Source organism: Duganella hordei (genome assembly GCF_040369125.1).
Classification (GTDB): Bacteria; Pseudomonadota; Gammaproteobacteria; order Burkholderiales; family Burkholderiaceae_D; genus Rugamonas; species Rugamonas hordei.
This window is the reverse complement of sequence record NZ_BPWI01000002.1, coordinates 521,480-536,172: the sequence shown is the minus strand read 5'-3', so window position 1 is coordinate 536,172 and position 14,693 is coordinate 521,480. Positions and strand designations below refer to the sequence as shown.

Here is a 14,693-nt window from a genome sequence, read left to right as displayed (position 1 = left end):
CGCGTTCTTCGAAATGTAACTTGCCTTACGCGGCAGCAAGTCTTTCTGATAAGATTGCCGAAACACCTACGAACGCCGGGTATTCCGCCGTGATCACCCAGGTCGGCACTTCGGACAGGTATTTGTTGAAACGGCCCTTGGCTTCGAAACGGGCGCGGAAGCCGGAGCGGTCGAAACGCTCGCCCAGGCGCGGGACGATGCCGCCGCCTATATATATACCGCCCTGCGCGCCCAGCGTGATCGCGACGTTGCTGGCGATGGTGCCCAGCATGCAGCAGAACGCTTCGATGACTTCGTCGCACAGCGTGCATTCGCCGTCCAGCGCGCGGCGCGAGATTTCGGCGGCGCTCAGCTTTTCGGCCGGCATGTCGGTGTGGTCGGCCAGGGCGCGGTAGATCAGTTCGATGCCGGCGCCGGACATCAGGCGCTCGGCGGAAACGTGCTCGAATTCCTTCCAGGCGAAGCGCAGGATGGCCACTTCGGTTTCATTGGCCGGCGAGAAAGTGACGTGGCCGCCCTCGCTCAGCAGCGCGGTCCAGCCATCCTTGCCCGGGATCAGGCCGGAAACGCCGAGGCCGGTGCCGGCGCCGATCAGGCCCAGCGGGGTGCCGGCGATGGACGTGCCGCCGCCGACCTGGTGCTTCTGGGTGGCCGACAACTGCGGCAGGGAACTGGCCAGCGCGGTGAAGTCGTTGACGACGACCAGCGTGTCGAAATTGACTTCGCGGCGCAGCGCCTCGATCGAGAATTCCCAGTGGTGGTTGGTCATGCGCACCATGTCGCCGGTGACCGGATTGGCAATCGCAATCGCGCCGTTGCGGATGCCGGTGACGCCGGCCTGGGTGACGGTCGGCGAGGCCAGATAGGCAACCAGGGCGGCGGCCAAGGTTGGATATGCGGCGCAAGCCAATACTTCGATCGCCTCAATCTTGCCCGGAGCGGTTTCCAGCGCAAAGCGCGCGTTGGTGCCGCCGATGTCCGCCAGCAGACGCGGGCCACCAGGGAATGCGGTGGTCAGGAAGGGAGGCGTTTGGAGGGACTGAGCTGTCATGATAGATCGAAAATAGTTGAGGCCTAAGCTTAAAGTATTTTCACCATTCGAGGCAAGTGAAGTTTGTAGTTTTAGTACAGTTGCGGCACGTTTGCCACGTAAAATTACAATGTGGAATATTTTTTTCGTAGTATGACTACGACTTCGACCACCATACGAACCGGCCGCGACCGACTTGCGCCAGCGCAACACTCATCCCACCATTTGCAGCCACTCTTTCGTTTCCACCGTCTTTTATGGAGGCCAGAATGACTACGCATGCGACGCACAAGAAGCGAGCTTTGCACGGGGATACTACGGAGCGAAATCCATCCGATGTTCCAGATGCGTCTAAAACCGCGCTTCGCGAAGCCATGCGACTGGAAAACACGCCTGGCGCTCAATTTCAGGATCTGCTGTGGCTCATGGCGCAGGAATCGAGCGGCAAAGTCGGGGCCCGCAACAGCCACTCATCGGCTCGCGGCCTGTTCCAGCTATTGAGAAACAACTACGACCTTAATCCACGTGGAATCAACTCCTTTGGCAACGGCGTGGAGGAATGCCAAGGCGGAATACGATACATTATGCAGCGCTATCGCAGCGCCTCCAATGCACGCATATTTTGGCAAAAACATCACTGGTACTAACCATGAAAATCTTATCCACCCTGGCGGCCGCCACGATTCTGCTCGCACCTCCTCAGGCCAGCGGCGCAGCCGACGCTTCGCCGCCGCAGTTTTCCAGTCATCAGGTGAGCGATATCTACTCCGGCCCGACAGCCAAGCCAAGGCTGTTGACAAAAAAAGACCGGGAATTCGGTTCGCGGCTGCGCGAGGCCGCCGCGCAGCACGTCAATTTTGCGGGGCATTTTGTGGTGGCGACCTGGGGTTGCGGAGCTTCCTGCGTCATGGGGGCGATACTGGACGCGCGCAGCGGCAAGGTGACCTGGCTGCCCTTCATCATCTGCTGCGGCGATTACGACAGCGCGATGCCGGTCGATTTTCGTCCCGACAGCGCCCTTATCGTATTTAAGGGCATGAGAAACGAGCAGGGTCCCGGCGGAACTTACTATTACGTGTATGAGCGCGACAAACTAAAACTGCTCGCCGAACAGCCTCAGCCGGCGAATTAGCCGACTGACGCGGTGTTGTCGGTGGAAACAGCCTGCGGCGTGCCGAAGGCGGCGTTCCAGGCGTCGAGGCCGCCGTGCAGCGGCTGGGCACGCTTGTAGCCCTGGCTGATCAACCCTTTCGCCACGTGGGCGGCGGTGACGTCGTTCGGGCAGCTGCAGTAGACGATGATGTAACGGCTCTTGTCCAGCGCGGCAATCTGCTCGTTCGGATCGCCGCCGTTGAACAGCAACGCGCCGGGCACGGCCGGCTCCAGCATCTGCGCCGTCACGCTGCGCGCATCGACCAGCACCGGCTCATGCCCCTGCTCCAGCAGTTTTTTCAGGTCGGCGATCGTGATCCGCTCGATGTCCACCGACTGGTGGAAACGCTTGCGCTCCACATATTTGAACGAGACGAACAGCAACAGCAGCACGCCCAGCACGATCAGCGCCGTGGTGCCCATGGTGCTGAGCACGTCCAGCACCTGGTCGACGCTGGTGTGGAAGAAGGCGCCGATGGCGATGCCGGTCCCGCTCCAGAACAGGCCGCCCAGCACGCTGAAGCCGAGGAAGGTGGCGTTGGTGGTGCCCATGGCGCCGGCCAGCGGCGGCGCGATGGTGTTGAAGCCGGGGATGAACTTGGCCACCACCAGCGCCTTCGGGCCCCAGCGGTTGAAATTGTCCTCGGTCTGGCTGACGCAGTAATCCGGCGACAGCGAGATCTTGCACAGCAGCTTGAGGATGCGCTTGCCGTAATAGCGGCCGGCGCGGAACCAGAAATAATCGCTGATCAGGCAGGCGAGCAGGCTCACCGCCAGCACGGCGGGCCAGCGGGTGTCGCCGTCGACCGACAGCGCGCCGGCAACGATGAGTATCGGGAAGGCGGGAATCGGCAAGCCGATCTGCTCGACCAGCACGACCGCAAACACGATCAGTACGCCGTATTCCTGCAACAGTAAGATTAAGTTCGCCATTCGGATATCTTAACTTAAAAAACGCTTAACCGTGCCGCGGTATCGCCGCCAGCAGCGCTCGGGTGTAGGGATGCGCGGGGTTGCGGTACAGCTGGTCGGAGTCGGCCATTTCCACCACCGCGCCCTGGTGCATCACCATCACCTGGTCGGCGATGTATTTGACCACCGACAGGTCGTGCGAGATGAAAATATAGGACAGCCCGAACTCGTCCTGCAAATCCTGCAGCAGGTTCAGCACCTGTGCCTGCACCGACACGTCCAGCGCCGAGACCGATTCGTCGCAGACCAGGATCTCCGGCTTCATCGTCAGACAGCGCGCGATGGCGATGCGCTGCCGCTGGCCGCCGGAGAACTCGTGCGGGTAGCGCTGGAAGGCAGATGCGGGCAATCCGACTTTTTCCAAGAGTAAATACGCCATCGCGGCGCGCTCGCGGTCGTCGGCGCCGATGCGGTGGATGCGCATAGGCTCGAGCAGGATCTGGCCGACCGTGAAGCGCGGGTTCAGCGAGGCATACGGATTCTGGAAAATGATCTGGATGCGCCGCTTGTAGGCCTGGAACTCGCGCGCCGGCATGCCGATCAGGTCGCGCCCTTCGAACATGGCGGTGCCGCCGGTGGCCTGGTGCAGGCGCAGCAAGGTCAGGCCGACCGTGGTCTTGCCGGAACCGGATTCCCCCACCACGCCCAGGGTCTTGCCGCGCGCCAGCGTGAACGACACGTCCTTGACCGCCTTGAACTCGCGCTTGCCGAACCAGCCTTCGCGCAGGTAGAAGCTCTTGCTCAGATTGTTCACCACCAGCACCGGCTGGTCGTCCGGGCCGCTGCCGCGCTGGCGCTCCAGCGGATGCAGCGGTGTCACGCCCTGCCCTTCGGCGATGTCGCCGCCGGCGTGGCGCTGGTGCTCGACGCCGGCCATGTAGTCGGCGATCACCGGCAGGCGCCATGGCCGCGCGTCCAGCGTCGGGCGGCAATGCAGCAGGGCCTTGGTGTAGGCGTCCTGCGGCCGGCTGAAAACGTCGTGGGCGGCGCCCGCCTCGCGCACTTCGCCGTGGCGCATGACGATGACCCGGTCGGCGATCTCCGCCACCAGGCCAAGGTCGTGGGTGATGAACAGCACCGCCATCGCATGGCGTTTCTGCAGGCGCGCGATCAGCTCCATGATCTGCTTCTGGATCGTGACGTCGAGCGCGGTGGTCGGCTCGTCGGCGATCAGCAGCTTGGGTTCGCAGGCGATGGCCATGGCGATCATCACCCGCTGCTGCTGGCCGCCCGACATCTGGCTGGGATAGGCGTCGATCTTGCCGGCGGGATCGGGGATGCCGACCTCGTCCAGCAATTCCAGCGTGCGCCGGCGCGCCTGCGCCTCGCTCATCTTCATATGCAGGCGCAGCACTTCGCCTATCTGCGCGCCGACCGTGAACACCGGGTTCAGCGACGACATCGGCTCCTGGAAGATCATCGCCACATCCTTGCCGCACATGGCGCGGCGCTCGGCGCGGCTCATCGTCAGCAGTTCGCGGCCGTCGAAGCGGATGCTGCCTGCCGGGTCGATGATCGTGGTGTCCGGCGGCAGCAGGCCCATCACCGCCAGCGAACTGACCGACTTGCCGCTGCCCGATTCGCCGACCAGCGCGACGGTGCCGTTGCGCGGCACGCTGAACGACACGCCCTTGATGGCCTCTACCGTGGTGTTGCGGCCGGTGCGGAAGGCGATGCGCAGGTCGGTGATTTCCAATAGGTTTTCGCTGGTCATCATTTCACCTTGGGATCGAGGGCGTCGCGCAGGGCGTCGGTGAACAGCGAGAACGCCGTCACCAGCAAGGCCATGGCGATGGCGGCGGCGGTCAGCTGCCACCAGCGGCCGAGTATCAGTTCGTTCTGCGCCTCGTTGAGCATGCTGCCCCACGACACCACGCCGACCGGCACGCCGAAACCGAGGAAGCTGAGGATGACCTCGGCCTTGATGAAGCCGACCACCAGGATCGACATCTGCACCAGCACCACATGGCTGACGTTGGGGAAGATGTGCGAGAACATCTTGCGCCAGTGCGAGGCGCCGATGGCGTCGGCGGCCAGCACGTATTCGCGCGCCTTGTGCTTGATGTATTCGGCGCGGATCAGGCGGTAGGGGCCGGTCCAGCCGGTCAGGCCGAGGATCAGCACGATCGTCAGCACGCCCTTCTGCTGCAGCACGGCGGCCACGGCCAGTATCATCAGCACCGAGGGGATGGCGGTGAAGATGCTGTAGAACCAGTTGAAGAAGTCGTCCACCACGCCGCCCCAATAGCCGGACAGCGCGCCGAACAAGGTGCCCAGCCCGACCGCCAGCAAGGCCGCCACCAGGCCGACCACGATCGAGGTTTCACCGCCCTTGATGGTTTTCTTGATGATGTCGTGGCCCCATTTGTCGCCGCCGAACGGCAGGGTCGCGCGCCTGCCGGCGCCGGCAGGCGCGGACGCCCCGGCGGCGGCGCCACGCAGCTGGGCCATGTCGCCGGCCAGCGGATCGAAGGGATTGTCCGGCAATGGTTGAGCTGGAGCCGGCGCGGACGCAACCCCGGCAACGGCGCCGACAAAACCCGGCGGCGCATAATTCACGCCAACCTCGTTCTCCCAATCCGCGGCGATCAGCCCGGTCGCCGACAGCACCAGCATCAGCAGGAACGCCGCCACCACGGACAGCGACACCATCGCCACGCGATCCGCGCGCAAGCGCCGCCAGGCCAGCAGCCACAAGCCGGGCGATCCGGCATGCACGAGCGCCGTCATGCCAGCTTCACCCGCGGATCGACCGCCTGGTACATCAGATCGGTCAGCAGGTTGAACACCATCGTTGCCGCCGCCACATACACCGTGATCGCCTTAATCACCGGAAAATCGCTGCGCTCCACCGCCAGGATCACTTCGCGCCCGATGCCCGGTATGCCGAAGAAGCGCTCCAGCAGGAAGGCCCCGATCAGCAGCGCCGGCAGGTTCGACATCACATGCGTGATGATCGGAATCGCCGCGTTGCGCAGCACGTGCACCCACATCACGCGCCGCTCGCTCAAGCCCTTGGCGCGCGCGGTGCGCACATAATCCTGCCCGGCCTCGTCGAGCACGAAGCTGCGGTACAGGCGCAAGGTCGGCGCGATCGACACCGCCAGCCCGATCAGGATCGGCAGGGTCGAATAGCGCAGCAGGTTTTCCCAGAAGCCCTGGCCCCAGCCCTGCACCGGGAACAAGCCCAGCCGGTAGGCCAGCCCGTACTGGAACACGATGATGTACACCAGGATGCTGATCGACATGCCGACCGTGCAGGCGATCATCACCACGCGGTCGGTCAGCGAGCCGCGCACGAAGGCAACGCAGAGCGCCAGCGCGATGCCCAGCACCGTCTCCAGCAAGGTCAGCGGGATCAGCACCGTCAGCGACGGCCCCAGCCGCGTGGCGATGATGTTGGACACCGGCTCGCCGGTCGCCCAGCTGAGCCCGAAATCGAAGCTGGCGATCTGCTTGATGAAGATCCACAGCTGCACGTAATACGGCTGGTCCACGCCCAGCTGGTGGCGGATGTTGGCGATGCTGTCGGCGTTGGCCATCTTGCCGGCCAGGATGTAGGCCGGATCGCCGCCGACCCAGTTAAACAGCAGGAACACCAGCAGCACCACGCCCAGCATGGTCGGCAACATTTGCCATAGGCGACGAACGATATAAGCCAGCATGCGATCTTGGTCCTTAGCGGTTGATGTCGCGAAAAGTGCCTAACAATACATGAGATAGCACAGCGCCGAAATGGCCTGCGGAAACAAGTTGTATATGGGAATCGTCCCTTTGTCGCATAAATGTAACGTTCTGTTTCGATATTAATACAGGTTCATGACATTGCTTTTGCACCAACTTGTTGCATAGCGACTACGTCCAGCCAAGATTTTCCCTATTTTTTTGATCCAAAATCAATGTTTCCCAAGATTTCCTTGCCTTGCGCACCAAATTAGAGCGTTTTTTTGCTCAAATTTAGAGCACTGTTGCCGTGAAGTTAATAATGCAATGCTACTACTAAATTGCAAGTTTGTTCATTGACAGCAAATGGCGCCGGGTGATCTGATGCCCAGATGAAAAGAACGTTTGTGTTTTTTTCAACCGGCGATACAGCCGATAAAAAATATAAATCACACCCCGTGTTCATCGTTTCAAATTTGGGAGCCTAAATAATGATGGTTGAAACAGTATTGTCCCGCTCCGTACGCCTGATTTGCGCCAGTGGCCTGGCTATGGGCATGCATGCGGCAGTGGCGCAAACCGCGCCGGACGCACCGATCCAGCGCGTAGAGATCACCGGTTCGAGCATCAAGCGTATCACCGCCGAAGGCGCGCTGCCGGTCCAGACCCTGTCCAAGCTGCAGATCGAGCAGAGCGGCGCGAGCAGCGTAGCCGACCTGATCGCCACGCTGCCGTCGATGCAAGGCTTCACCACCTCGTCGATGTCGGTCAACGGCGGCGGCGCCGGCATCCAGACCGCGTCGATCCACGCCATCGGCGAGGGTTACACGCTGGTGCTGCTGAACGGCCGCCGTCTGGCGCCAGCCACCTCCGGCTCCACCGTCAACCTGGCCAGCATTCCGCTGGCGGCAGTTGAGCGCGTCGAGATCCTGACCGACGGCGCCAACACGCTGTACGGCTCGGACGCGATCGCCGGCGTGGTCAACTTCATCCTGAAGAAGAACCAGACCGACTTGGTCATCGAAGGTTCGTACAACCAGCCGAAATCCACCGGCGGCTCGACCTCCAATGTGTCGATCTCCAAAGGCTGGGGCGACCTGGACAAGGACGGCTTCAACATTCTGCTGTCGGCGGCCCACGACGAAAGCAAGGCCATGTTCGCTTCCGAGCGCGACTTCTCCAAGTCGGGCGTGGTCGCCTTCTCGGACAGCGGCAAGAACTACTCGCTGTATCAGCTGAGCTCGAACTCGATTCCGGGCAACGCCACCGTCAAGTACAAGAATGCCAAGGGCGTCGCCAGCAGCGCCGCGTTCGGCCCGAACTTCCTGGAAACCGGCAAGTGCAACGGCCCCAACCTGTTCAACGTCGGCAACCGCTGCCTGTTCGACTACGCCGCCACCGTGCAGGACACGCCAGGCCTGAAGCGCGACAGTGTGTTCGGCTCGCTGAACTACAAGATCAACGACAACGCCAACTTCTTCATGGAAGCGCTGGGCTCGTCGTTCAGCAACACCGCGCAATATGCGCCGCCGGCGCAGCCGCTGGGCATTCCGGTCGGTAGCGCGCTGTACAAGAAATCCATCCTGCCGTACCTGGCCCGCCTGGGCATCGATCCGGCATCGGTCACCAGCGTGGCGATGAACCTGCGCCTGGTGGACGCCGGCGGCCGCGCCGACGAATACAAAACCGACGCCAAGCACCTGGCCTTCGGCATCGACGGCACGTACAAGAACTTCGACTACCGCGCCGCGTTCACGCACTCGGAAAACACCCAGAAGGATACGGCGGCCGGCGGCTACATGAGCCTGAACGCCTTCGACGCTCTGGTCAACAACGGCAAGTTCGATCCGTTCGCGCCGTCGGGCACCTCGAAGGACGTGCTGGCCCCGGCCGTGCTGCACAACCTGCTGAACGAGACCAAGTCCAAGCTCGACGTGCTGCAAGCGAGCGCTTCGACCGAGCTGTTCAAGATGCCGGCGGGCACCGCCCAGCTGGCGGTCGGCGCCGACTACACCAAGCAGCAGTATTCGGAAGCGCCGGATGCGTACTCGCAAGGTCAGAACGTGCAGCAGCCTAACTTCACCGACGCCATCGTCGGCGGCGGCGCTGGCGCCCTGCCGATCGACGCCAGCCGCAAGAACTACGGCGCGTACGGCGAGTTGCTGCTGCCGCTGATGAAGACCATGGACCTGACCGCATCGACCCGTTACGACCATTTCGGCTCGGTCCACAACGACAAGAACTTCGACTCCGCGGGCAATCTGATTGCGCCGGGCTCGCAGGGCGAAACCGCCAGCAAGGCCACCTACAAGCTGGCGCTGCGCTGGAATCCGATCGACACGCTGCTGCTGCGCGGTTCCTATGGCACCGGCTTCAAGGCTCCGACGCTGACCAACATCGTCAAGCCACTGGTGAACGGCGGCTCGTCGCAGTTCCACGCCTGCCCAATCACGTCGGCCAGCGATCCACGCTTCCCATTGTGCAACCCGGGTTCGTCGGAATATACGCTGCTGACCGGCGGCAACGCCTCGACCGGCGCCGGCTCGCTGAAGCCGGAAGAGTCGAAGCAAGCCACGCTGGGCTTCCGCCTCGAGCCGGTGGCCAGCCTGTCGATCGGCTTCGACTTCTGGGACGTCAAGCTGACCAACCAGATCCAGACGCTGTCGGAAGACACCGTGTTCGGCAATCCCAAGCTGTACGACAGCCTGCTGCGCAGCTACTTCGATCCGATCCAGAAGCAGAACGTGCTGGCCGCCGCGCTGACCCCGTTCAATCTGGCCAGCTCGCACTTCCAGGGTATCGACTGGGACCACACCTACAAAACGGCCACCCCGTTTGGTAAGCTGAACGTGCAGTGGACCGGTACCTTCATGACCAAGGCTGAGCAGGAAACCCCTGAAAGCGGCGTGGAGAAAAACATCGGCCGCTTCAACTCCTACTCGGACGTGACGTTCCGCTGGATCTCGAAGCTGACCGCGTCGCTGCGCACCAGCGACCGTTTCACCCATGCACTGACGGCTAACTACCACTCGGGCTATACCGACCAGGTGTACACCGAAGACGACAGCGTCGTCCGCGTGGTCAATGCCGACGGCAGCCTGGGCGACTACGTGGCGTTCAAGCGCAAGGTGTCCTCGTACACGACCTTCGACTGGCAGAGCAAGATCGCGTTCAGCAAGCAGTTCACGCTGACCGCCGGTGTCAAGAACATTGCCGACATCACTCCGCCGTTCACCATCCGCAATGCCGGTGGTGGCAACCAGTCCGGTTACGATGGCCGCTACACCGACCCGCTGGGTCGTCAGTTCTACCTGGTTGGTTCCTACAAGTTCTAATCAGCCTGTAGTTTTTTAATAGCCAAAAGAAAGCCCCATGTGTGCCCGAACACATGGGGCTTTTGCTTTTAGAACTTGACGTTGCCGGTGAGGTAGAACGCGCGTCCCATCGGATCGGCGTAACGGCCGTCATAGCCCAGCTGGTTGCCGCCGCCGGCGTTCTGCAGGGTCAGCGGAGGCTTGCGGTCGAACAGGTTCTTGATGCCTGCGGTCAGCGCGAAGCGGCCGAAGTCATACTTGCCCTGCCAGTCGAACGTCGTGTACGACGGCGTCCACAAGCCGGCAAACGCCACCGAGTCGCCAACCCCGCCGCCCGGCGCGACGGCGAAGATCGCCGTATCGACCGGATAGGCCTGGTCGTGATAGCCCGACTTGTAGTGCGCGGTGAGCGTGTTGGTCAGCGCGCCGTTGGTCAGACTCAGGCTCAGGTTGGTCTGCACGCGGAACACCACCGCATTGTCCGGACCGAACACACCGAGGTCGGTATTGGCGACGCCACCGGCCACCGTGGTGTAGTTCTGCTTGATCATGTAGGTGCCGTTCCAGGCCGCCTTGACATCGCCGATGGCGGTCTTGTTGCGGTAGCTGAAGTCCCAATCGACGCCGCGGTAGTTCGCCACGCCGCCGTTGATCGGCGCCAGCAGGTAGGCGATCGTGGTGTAGCCGGCAGGATCCGGATACGGATTGACGAACAGGTTTTTATACTGCTGCGGATTGGCGAAGCCCACCTGCTCCGGCGTGCCGGCCGACAGCACCTGGTTGCGGATCTGCACGTTCCACAGGTCCAGGCCCAGCGACAGGCCGCGCAGCGGTTCGATGCGGCCACCGAAGGTCCACTGCTTGGATTTCTCCGGCTGCAGGCCGGCCGAGCCGCTCTGGCCGTTCGGGCCGATCAGCAGGTCGTACTGCGCATTGCCGACCAGGCAGCCCGGCGAACCGGGGAACGGGCAGGCATAGCTGCCGGCCGTGCTGCCGTTGAAGGTGTTGGAGCCGGCGATGTCGCTCAGGTTCGGCGCCTTGAAACCAGTGCCGTAGGCGGCGCGCACCAGCACCGTATCGACCGGGGTCCAGCGGGCGCTGACCTTGTAGGTGCCGGCACTGGACGTATTGCCCAGTTCGCCGCTGGCCAGCTGCTGCTGCACGCCGCTGGCGTCCGGCGTTGGCGAGAAGATGTAGTTGCTGTGCACCTTGTCGTAGCTGTCGTAGCGGCCGGAGACGGTCGCCTCGAACGTTTTGTGGATAGGGAACAGCACCTCGGTAAACACGCCCCAGTTGTCGCGGCGGGCGTCGAACGGCACCTGGCCGTAGGTGCCGCCGACCGGATAATCGGCCGACGCCGGCTGCGTCGAATAACCCGAGTTGGCCAGGATCAGCGGGTGATAGCCGATCTGGTAATGGGTCTTCGAGTAGTCGCCGCCCAGCGAGATGATGGACGTGCCACCCGGCAGGTCGAACAGGTCGTGCTGCGCGCCCGCGTGCAAGGTGTTGAGCTTGGACGTGGTGGTCGAGAAGTTGACGCCGTTCAGCAGCGCGCCCGCCAGCTGGTCGGCGCCGATGCCGGTGACCGGATCGTATTTGCCGGCCGCCACCAGCGCTTCGAGCTGGTTGAAGTCGGAATAGCCGCCGGCGGCGTTGTCCTTGATCTTCGATTGCGACAGGATCAGGCTGGCGTTGTAGGCCCAGCCGTAGGCGTTGCCGTCGATGCCGGTCGAGAAGTGGCGCGCCTCGGTCACGTATTCGTCGGTGCGGCCGCCGATCAGCACCGAGCGGTAGCCCAGCGTGGCGTCGTTGGTCGGGTTTTCCAGGTTGTTGGCGTTCAGGTAGGGCTGCACGTATTTGGCGTACAGCGCCGGGAAGCGCGTGGTGGAGTTGACGCCCATCGGCTGCGCCGACGGCGCGTACTGCGCGTGCATGTTAAAGCTCGACAGCACCAGCTCGGCCCAGGCCTTGGTGTCGTCGTTGATCTGCCAGGTGCCTTTCAGCAGGCCGCTGTCGCGGCGCGAGCCTGGAACGTCTTCCACCGTCGCGCCGTAGTTGAAGCGGCACTGCGTGCCCAGCGGACCTGCCAGCGCGCTGCCGCAATTGCCGTTGGCGGCCAGGTAGGGATTGATCGCGTAGCCGGTGGTGTCGGCGGTGGTGCCGCGCGGACGGGCGTTGAAGGTGATGTTGGCCGGCTCGGTGTTGCCGGTGCGCTGGTCGAACCAGTACTGCTTGCCGCCGCTGTTGAACTTGAAGAACGCGCCCTGCGCCGAGAAGTCGCGCTGCAGCGCCGTGATGCGCTGCTGCTCGTCGTGGCTCAGGGTCAGCAGCACATTCCACTTGTCGGTCTCGAGGTCGCCCCAGCCCTTGGTCAGGCCGGCGCTGTTCCACTTGCCGCCGGAGGCTTTCGGCTGGCCGTAGGTGGCATAGGCCTCGCCCTTGGTCATGTTCTTTTTCAGGATGAAGTTGACCACGCCGGCGATCGCGTCGGAGCCGTACAGCGCCGAGGCGCCGTCGCCGAGGATCTCGATGCGCTCCACCGCTTCAAGCGGGATGCTTTCGATGTTGACCGCGTAGCCGCCGCCCTGGCCGTTGCCGATCGCGCTGGGGGCCATGCGCTGGCCGTCGAGCAGCACCAGCGTGTACTTCGACGGCAGCGAGTGCAAGGCCGCCGTGGTGACGCCGGCGCCGCCGCCGTTGACCGAGCTCGATGATGGAACGAAGCCCTGCATCGACGGCAGCATCTGGATCAGGTCGGTCGCCGAGGTGGCGCCGGTCTGCTTGATGTCGGCCTGGGTCAGCACCTGCACCGGCAGCGCGCCTTCCTTGGCGATGCGCTTGATCGACGAACCGGTGATCTCGACGCGCTGGATCACCTGGTTGTCCGCGGGCGCGGGCGCATTCTGCGCCAACACCGGCATGGAGAAACTGGCCGCGACACTCCCCAGGAACATCAGTCGCAAAGAGCGTGACAATACTTTTTCTTGCATCATAAAAACCTCCCTATATTATTTTTGGCCGCAGTCGTCCAACGCCCTCTTCCAGGGAGGAAGCGGGTCGCATAAAAAAACCGGATGGCTTGCGGTGCGTCTAGGAGGGTGTTCAGCGACACCACCCATGTTTTATATAAAAACATGCAACGGAATTGGGTGTCAATCGTACTGAACCTGCTTTCATGATTCTTACAACAACCTTGCCAGTCTAGCGCAAAAAGAAAGGGCCCCATGTCGCCATCGGGGCCCTTCGCGGCAAGTTATTGCTTACAGACTACGTTACTTTGAAGCAGCCTCCGCGGCCTGCGTGGCCAGCCGGCGCGCGCGCACCGACGCCGCCAGGTCCTTCAGCACCTGCACGCTGCTGTCCCAGTCGATGCAGCCGTCGGTGACCGACTGGCCGTAGGTCAGTTCCTTGCCCGGCACCAAGTCCTGGCGGCCGGCGACCAGGTGCGATTCGACCATCACGCCGACGATGCGGTTGTCGCCGCCGGCCACCTGGCGGCCGATGTCGGCGCACACCGGCACCTGGTTTTCCGGTTTCTTCGAGCTGTTGGCGTGCGAGGCGTCGATCATCAGGCGCGGCGCCAGGCCTTGGGCGGCGATCGCCTTGCAGGCTTCCTCGACGCTGGCGGCGTCGTAGTTCGGCGTCTTGCCGCCGCGCAGGATGATGTGGCAATCCTCGTTGCCGTTGGTCGACACGATGGCCGAGTGGCCGCCCTTGGTCACCGACAGGAAGTGGTGCGGCTGCGAGGCCGCCTTGATCGCTTCGACGGCGATCTTGACGTTGCCGTCGGTGCCGTTCTTGAAGCCGACCGGGCACGACAGGCCGGACGCCAGCTCGCGGTGCACCTGCGATTCGGTGGTGCGGGCGCCGATCGCGCCCCAGCTGATCAGGTCGGCGATGTACTGCGGGCTGATCACGTCCAGGTATTCGGTGCCGGCCGGCAGGCCCAGCTCGTTGATGTCGCGCAGCAGCTCGCGCGCCATGCGCAGGCCGTCGTTGATGCGGAAGCTGCTGTCCATGTACGGGTCGTTGATCATGCCCTTCCAGCCGACGGTGGTGCGCGGTTTTTCGAAGTAGACGCGCATGACGATTTCCAGGTCGCCGGCCAGTTCCTGGCGCAGCGCGACCAGGCGGCGCGCATACTCCATCGCCGCCTTCGGGTCGTGGATCGAGCATGGGCCGATCACCACCATCAGGCGGTCGTCCTGGCCGTGCAGGATGCGGTGCAGCGCGATGCGCGCGTTGGCCGCCGTCTGCTCGGCCGCTTCCGAGCAGGCAAACTCGCGAATCAGGTGGGACGGTGGCGTCAATTCCTTCATTTCGCGGATGCGTAAATCGTCGGTACGGGGCATGCTGTTCTCCAGGTGATCGAAAGGTCGGGTAAAAAATCGGGGTAAAAAAAAACCGCCTCGGGGAGGCGGTTTTCTTGGAATTTGCTGGAACTCGTTTTTTGCTTCTACGTGCACCGGCCGCTACTCCACCGCCTTTGGGTTGGAATTGCTAAAGTAAAAATAGCCGGTAAAGAAGAAGCGGGTCATGAACGGGTTTCCGTAAGTGTTTAA

General features: G+C 62.9%; 10 protein-coding genes. 3 read left to right on the top strand and 7 right to left on the bottom strand.

Going from position 1 to position 14,693, the window contains the following annotated elements; genetic code table 11:
• Positions 1 to 25: 25 nt before the first annotated feature.
• A complete protein-coding gene (locus ABWW33_RS06595; protein WP_176655563.1) occupies positions 26 to 1,051 on the bottom strand; it encodes a glucokinase in 1,026 nt (341 codons plus the stop codon).
• A gap of 248 nt (positions 1,052 to 1,299) precedes the next feature.
• Here ABWW33_RS06595 and ABWW33_RS06590 point away from each other — a divergent pair, with 248 nt between their 5' ends.
• Both ABWW33_RS06590 and ABWW33_RS06585 read left to right on the top strand, forming a co-directional pair.
• A complete protein-coding gene (locus ABWW33_RS06590) occupies positions 1,300 to 1,677 on the top strand; it encodes an aggregation-promoting factor C-terminal-like domain-containing protein (RefSeq protein ID WP_353400206.1) in 378 nt (125 codons plus the stop codon).
• Positions 1,678 to 1,679: 2 nt separating this feature from the next.
• The gene (locus ABWW33_RS06585) at positions 1,680 to 2,162 is read left to right on the top strand and encodes a hypothetical protein (protein WP_176655562.1); all 483 of its coding nucleotides are present in this window, start codon (positions 1,680 to 1,682) and stop codon (positions 2,160 to 2,162) included.
• Here the strand turns inward: ABWW33_RS06585 and ABWW33_RS06580 are convergent.
• The 4 genes from ABWW33_RS06580 to ABWW33_RS06565 are packed head-to-tail and all read right to left on the bottom strand — an operon-like array spanning position 2,159 to position 6,819.
• Positions 2,159 to 3,115, bottom strand: coding sequence for a VTT domain-containing protein (locus ABWW33_RS06580; protein ID WP_353400203.1), 957 nt, complete (start codon positions 3,113 to 3,115; stop codon positions 2,159 to 2,161). The two genes, ABWW33_RS06585 and ABWW33_RS06580, sit on opposite strands and share 4 nt — an antisense overlap.
• A gap of 25 nt (positions 3,116 to 3,140) precedes the next feature.
• A complete protein-coding gene (locus tag ABWW33_RS06575) occupies positions 3,141 to 4,868 on the bottom strand; it encodes an ABC transporter ATP-binding protein (protein ID WP_353400706.1) in 1,728 nt (575 codons plus the stop codon).
• Positions 4,868 to 5,884, bottom strand: a complete 1,017-nt coding sequence (locus ABWW33_RS06570; RefSeq protein ID WP_353400200.1) for an ABC transporter permease — start codon at positions 5,882 to 5,884, stop codon at positions 4,868 to 4,870. Before ABWW33_RS06570 ends, ABWW33_RS06575 begins: the two co-directional genes overlap by 1 nt.
• A complete protein-coding gene (locus ABWW33_RS06565) occupies positions 5,881 to 6,819 on the bottom strand; it encodes an ABC transporter permease (RefSeq protein ID WP_176655559.1) in 939 nt (312 codons plus the stop codon). Before ABWW33_RS06565 ends, ABWW33_RS06570 begins: the two co-directional genes overlap by 4 nt.
• 555 nt (positions 6,820 to 7,374) lie before the next feature.
• On the opposite strand from ABWW33_RS06565, the gene ABWW33_RS06560 reads away from it, so the two are divergent.
• Positions 7,375 to 10,152: a TonB-dependent receptor domain-containing protein gene (locus tag ABWW33_RS06560; protein ID WP_353400197.1), complete on the top strand. Its 2,778-nt coding sequence runs from the start codon at positions 7,375 to 7,377 to the stop codon at positions 10,150 to 10,152.
• 68 nt (positions 10,153 to 10,220) lie between these two features.
• Here the strand turns inward: ABWW33_RS06560 and ABWW33_RS06555 are convergent, their stop codons facing one another.
• Both ABWW33_RS06555 and aroG read right to left on the bottom strand, forming a co-directional pair.
• Positions 10,221 to 13,124, bottom strand: coding sequence for a TonB-dependent receptor domain-containing protein (locus tag ABWW33_RS06555; RefSeq protein WP_353400195.1), 2,904 nt, complete (start codon positions 13,122 to 13,124; stop codon positions 10,221 to 10,223).
• Between the two features lie 279 nt (positions 13,125 to 13,403).
• Positions 13,404 to 14,483, bottom strand: a complete 1,080-nt coding sequence (gene aroG / locus ABWW33_RS06550) for a 3-deoxy-7-phosphoheptulonate synthase AroG (protein WP_176655556.1) — start codon at positions 14,481 to 14,483, stop codon at positions 13,404 to 13,406.
• Positions 14,484 to 14,693 lie beyond the last annotated feature (210 nt).

What these genes read in the sequence shown, in the direction of transcription:
- ABWW33_RS06595 (WP_176655563.1), bottom strand. Translation starts at nt 1,051, where the DNA reads ATGACAGCTCAGTCCCTCCAAACGCCTCCCTTCCTGACCACCGCATTC.
- ABWW33_RS06590 (WP_353400206.1), top strand. Translation starts at nt 1,300, where the DNA reads ATGACTACGCATGCGACGCACAAGAAGCGAGCTTTGCACGGGGATACT.
- ABWW33_RS06585 (WP_176655562.1), top strand. Translation starts at nt 1,680, where the DNA reads ATGAAAATCTTATCCACCCTGGCGGCCGCCACGATTCTGCTCGCACCT.
- ABWW33_RS06580 (WP_353400203.1), bottom strand. Translation starts at nt 3,115, where the DNA reads ATGGCGAACTTAATCTTACTGTTGCAGGAATACGGCGTACTGATCGTG.
- ABWW33_RS06575 (WP_353400706.1), bottom strand. Translation starts at nt 4,868, where the DNA reads ATGACCAGCGAAAACCTATTGGAAATCACCGACCTGCGCATCGCCTTC.
- ABWW33_RS06570 (WP_353400200.1), bottom strand. Translation starts at nt 5,884, where the DNA reads ATGACGGCGCTCGTGCATGCCGGATCGCCCGGCTTGTGGCTGCTGGCC.
- ABWW33_RS06565 (WP_176655559.1), bottom strand. Translation starts at nt 6,819, where the DNA reads ATGCTGGCTTATATCGTTCGTCGCCTATGGCAAATGTTGCCGACCATG.
- ABWW33_RS06560 (WP_353400197.1), top strand. Translation starts at nt 7,375, where the DNA reads ATGCATGCGGCAGTGGCGCAAACCGCGCCGGACGCACCGATCCAGCGC.
- ABWW33_RS06555 (WP_353400195.1), bottom strand. Translation starts at nt 13,124, where the DNA reads ATGATGCAAGAAAAAGTATTGTCACGCTCTTTGCGACTGATGTTCCTG.
- aroG (WP_176655556.1), bottom strand. Translation starts at nt 14,483, where the DNA reads ATGCCCCGTACCGACGATTTACGCATCCGCGAAATGAAGGAATTGACG.